Origin of the sequence: Facklamia sp. P13055, assembly GCF_050409445.1 — a bacterium.
Lineage (GTDB): Bacteria > Bacillota > Bacilli > Lactobacillales > Aerococcaceae > Facklamia.
On sequence record NZ_JBNUPL010000043.1, the window covers coordinates 1 to 3,157 of the forward strand.

At 33.8% G+C, this 3,157-nt stretch carries 4 protein-coding genes; all 4 read left to right on the plus strand.

Going from position 1 to position 3,157, the window contains the following annotated elements; genetic code table 11:
- Positions 1 to 156 precede the first annotated feature (156 nt).
- Positions 157 to 543 carry a GntR family transcriptional regulator gene (locus ACQV2O_RS08440; protein WP_428875552.1) on the plus strand — a complete coding sequence of 129 codons (387 nt, stop codon included), beginning with the start codon at positions 157 to 159 and terminating at the stop codon, positions 541 to 543.
- The gene (locus tag ACQV2O_RS08445; protein ID WP_428875553.1) at positions 530 to 1,378 is read left to right on the plus strand and encodes an ABC transporter ATP-binding protein; all 849 of its coding nucleotides are present in this window, start codon (positions 530 to 532) and stop codon (positions 1,376 to 1,378) included. Before ACQV2O_RS08440 ends, ACQV2O_RS08445 begins: the two co-directional genes overlap by 14 nt.
- A complete protein-coding gene (locus ACQV2O_RS08450; protein ID WP_428875554.1) occupies positions 1,375 to 2,040 on the plus strand; it encodes an ABC-2 transporter permease in 666 nt (221 codons plus the stop codon). The genes ACQV2O_RS08445 and ACQV2O_RS08450 overlap by 4 nt, the downstream gene beginning before the upstream one ends.
- A gap of 164 nt (positions 2,041 to 2,204) precedes the next feature.
- Positions 2,205 to 2,861 carry an ABC-2 transporter permease gene (locus ACQV2O_RS08455; RefSeq protein WP_428875555.1) on the plus strand — a complete coding sequence of 219 codons (657 nt, stop codon included), beginning with the start codon at positions 2,205 to 2,207 and terminating at the stop codon, positions 2,859 to 2,861.
- Positions 2,862 to 3,157 lie beyond the last annotated feature (296 nt).

Genomic DNA, 3,157 nt, shown 5'->3' on the forward strand with positions numbered 1-3,157 from the left:
GTAAAAAATAGAGTTGAGGCCTTCGGCCATCAACCCTATAAATTATAGAACCATTTAAACCCACCAGCTTTGCTGGTGGTTTTTTTGTGTTTTTTTATAAAAGGATTGACAAGTGTTATATACTGTTATACACTGTTTATGAAAGGGGCAAAATGCATGCAAATAATTATCGATAATACAAGTATGACTCCTCTTTATGAACAGATTGTAGACCAGATAACTGCAATGATTCTAGCAGGAGAAATACCGACTGCAAGTGCGCTTCCTTCCGTGAGATCCCTTTCTAAGGAATTGAAGATCAGTGCGCTAACGGTCAAAAAAGCTTATGACCAATTGGAGAGAGAAGGGTTTATTGAGACAGTTCATGGTAAAGGCTCCTATGTTTTAGAAGCCAATCAAGAACTTTTACGTAATGAACAGTTGATGCAAGTGGAAGCTATAATGGCTCAAGCAATTGAGAAAGCACAACTTTTTCACTTAAGTAAAGATGAAATGCAGTCCATATTTGATTTATTAATGGGGGATTGGGATGTTAAAAGTTAATCATTTAAAGAAAAATTACGGTTCTTTTCAGCTCGATTGCAGTTTGCAAGTTAAAGAAGGAATGGTAACTGGCTTTTTGGGTAGGAACGGATCTGGCAAGACAACGACGATTAAGGCGATTCTTGGTTTGATCTTTCCTGATCAAGGGGAAGTTGAACTTTTTGGGCGTCCGGTTAATCAGTTATCTGGTCATGACAAGGAGAAGTTGGGGGTCGTTTTGTCGGATTCCAATTTTAGTCGAGTGATGAATTGTAAAGATGTTTTAGCTATCTTAAAGCGTAGCTATCGAAACTTTGATGAGGCCATGTTTAGACATTTTGTAGACCAGCAAGGCTTAACGTGGGATAAAAAGTTTGAAAAATTTTCGACAGGTATGCAGGCAAAAATGAAAGTAATTACGGCCATTTCGCATAAAGCTCAATTTTTAATAATGGATGAGCCGACCTCAGGGTTGGATGTAGTGGCGCGTGAAGAAATATTAGATATTTTGCGTGAATACTTAGACGAGTCTCCGCAAACGAGCATTTTAATTTCTTCCCATATTGCCACAGATTTGGAAGGGATTTGCGATGATTTCTACCTTATCGATCAAGGTAAAATAGTTATGTACGAGGAAATGGATCAACTTTTATCTAGCTATGGTATTTTAAAGCTTCGTCAAGAAGAACTGGATCAGATCGATCAATCGCATATCATTAAGATTGATCAGACAAATTATGGTTATTGCTGCTTAACCAATCAAAGACAGTTTTATTTGGAAAATTATCCACAAGTAATTATCGAAAAAGCTTCGGTGGATGATTTAATTAAATTAATGGTAGGTGGTCGCAAATGAAAGGATTGCTTTATAAAGATTGGCTACTAATTCGTAAGATGGGTCTGCAATTTCTGATACCAGTAGTGGTAGGAATCATTGTGCTTTATAGTGGGGACGATAAATTATTTTTTATGACTTACACCTCGATGGTAGGTCTATTCTCCATTATTTCGACTATTTCTTACGATGAGTATGATAATGGCATGCCCATGCTTTTATCGCTACCGTATACACGGCAAGACTATGTGCGTTCAAAATATTTGTTTGCAGTTATAACCATCGTTACTTTATTGATTTTTGAAGTGGGCTTAATCACCAGTATGGCTACCTTCAAAAATATTGAAGAATTTTCTTTTACTGACAACTTTCTTGAAATATTGAGTACTTTAGTGGTATCTTCTGCTATGTGTTGGATTTTGCTTCCCATTTATTTAAAATATGGTGTTAAAAAAGCAATGATTGCCATGATGGTAGTAGGTGGCTTATTATTTGGAGGAATAATGGGAGTTCTTTATCTTATTAAGGAGTTTAAGTTAATTTCATTGGATCAAATACAGTTCTTGCAAAATTTCTTAGCAAATGATTGGAATGTTTTCTTTTTATTCATACTAGTGATAGCAGGAATGATGGGCATATCCTATTATATAAGTAGCAGAATTATGCAAAAGCGGGAGTATTAAATTGTGAAGGCAAATATAGAAATGTCATTGATCAAGATTAAACGTTCACTTAAGTCATTCATATTAAAATTCAGCTTAGAAAATCAATGCCCCTTTTTGATGTTCTCCACGAATAATTAATCAGTGTAAAGCGATGTAAAATTAATAAAAGGAGGTGGTGGCTTATGAAAGGTTTGCTATATAAAGATTGGCTATTAATTCGCAAGACCAAGTTACATATTTTTTTACCAATAATAATGATTTTCATTATCTTGTATATTAAATCTGGTGACCTGGCTTTGATAAGTGTTATTTCAGTTTCAATCTTATCTTTGATACTGTCACCCATGACTTATGATGAGAGGGAAAATGGGATGCCAATGCTTTTGACCCTACCATATACCCGCCAAGATTACGTATATTCAAAATACTTTTCCTTAATCATAGGGTTAATAGGTTTATTAGTTTTTGAAGTTTATTTGACTTCACTCGTCGCTTATTTTCAAAGTCCACAAACTTTCAATTTTATAGACAATCTTTTGACGATACTAATGATTTTGGCTGTTAGCTCAATCCTGGTTTTGATACTGTTACCTATTCAATTAAAATTTGGCTCAGAAGGGACACTATTAATAATCTTTAGCTTTTTAGTCCTTTGTATTGTTGGAGTGGTCCTCTTTTTATTCAGTGAAAAGATAATTTCAACAGATTTATACAGGATTTTGAAAAACTTCTTTTCAAATAAATGGAGCCAACTCTTTACTTCCATACTAGTCATGAGTTTTACTTATTTTGCTTCCTTAATTATAAGTATGAAGATTATGAGAAGACGTGACTATTAAATGAACAAGGGAGTAAAATTCGACAATCATTTAAGTGTTTTCAGCTGAAACATTTCATCGAGTAATAATATATAGGATGTTAAAGCAGCTATTTAATAATTCGTATCATTTCAATTGGCTACAGCCGCTTGACTTCCCAGCTAATTATATATGAAAGCATCATTTACGTTTAACAAAAGCATCATTTACTTTCAAATAAAATTTGACAGATCACTATTTATGAACTATACTAGGTGAGTAATAAAGAAATAAGTTAATTAAGTCATTTCCATTCAACAAATGTAAATCTTCTTTTT

What these genes read in the sequence shown, in the direction of transcription:
- ACQV2O_RS08440 (WP_428875552.1), top strand. Translation starts at nt 157, where the DNA reads ATGCAAATAATTATCGATAATACAAGTATGACTCCTCTTTATGAACAG.
- ACQV2O_RS08445 (WP_428875553.1), top strand. Translation starts at nt 530, where the DNA reads ATGTTAAAAGTTAATCATTTAAAGAAAAATTACGGTTCTTTTCAGCTC.
- ACQV2O_RS08450 (WP_428875554.1), top strand. Translation starts at nt 1,375, where the DNA reads ATGAAAGGATTGCTTTATAAAGATTGGCTACTAATTCGTAAGATGGGT.
- ACQV2O_RS08455 (WP_428875555.1), top strand. Translation starts at nt 2,205, where the DNA reads ATGAAAGGTTTGCTATATAAAGATTGGCTATTAATTCGCAAGACCAAG.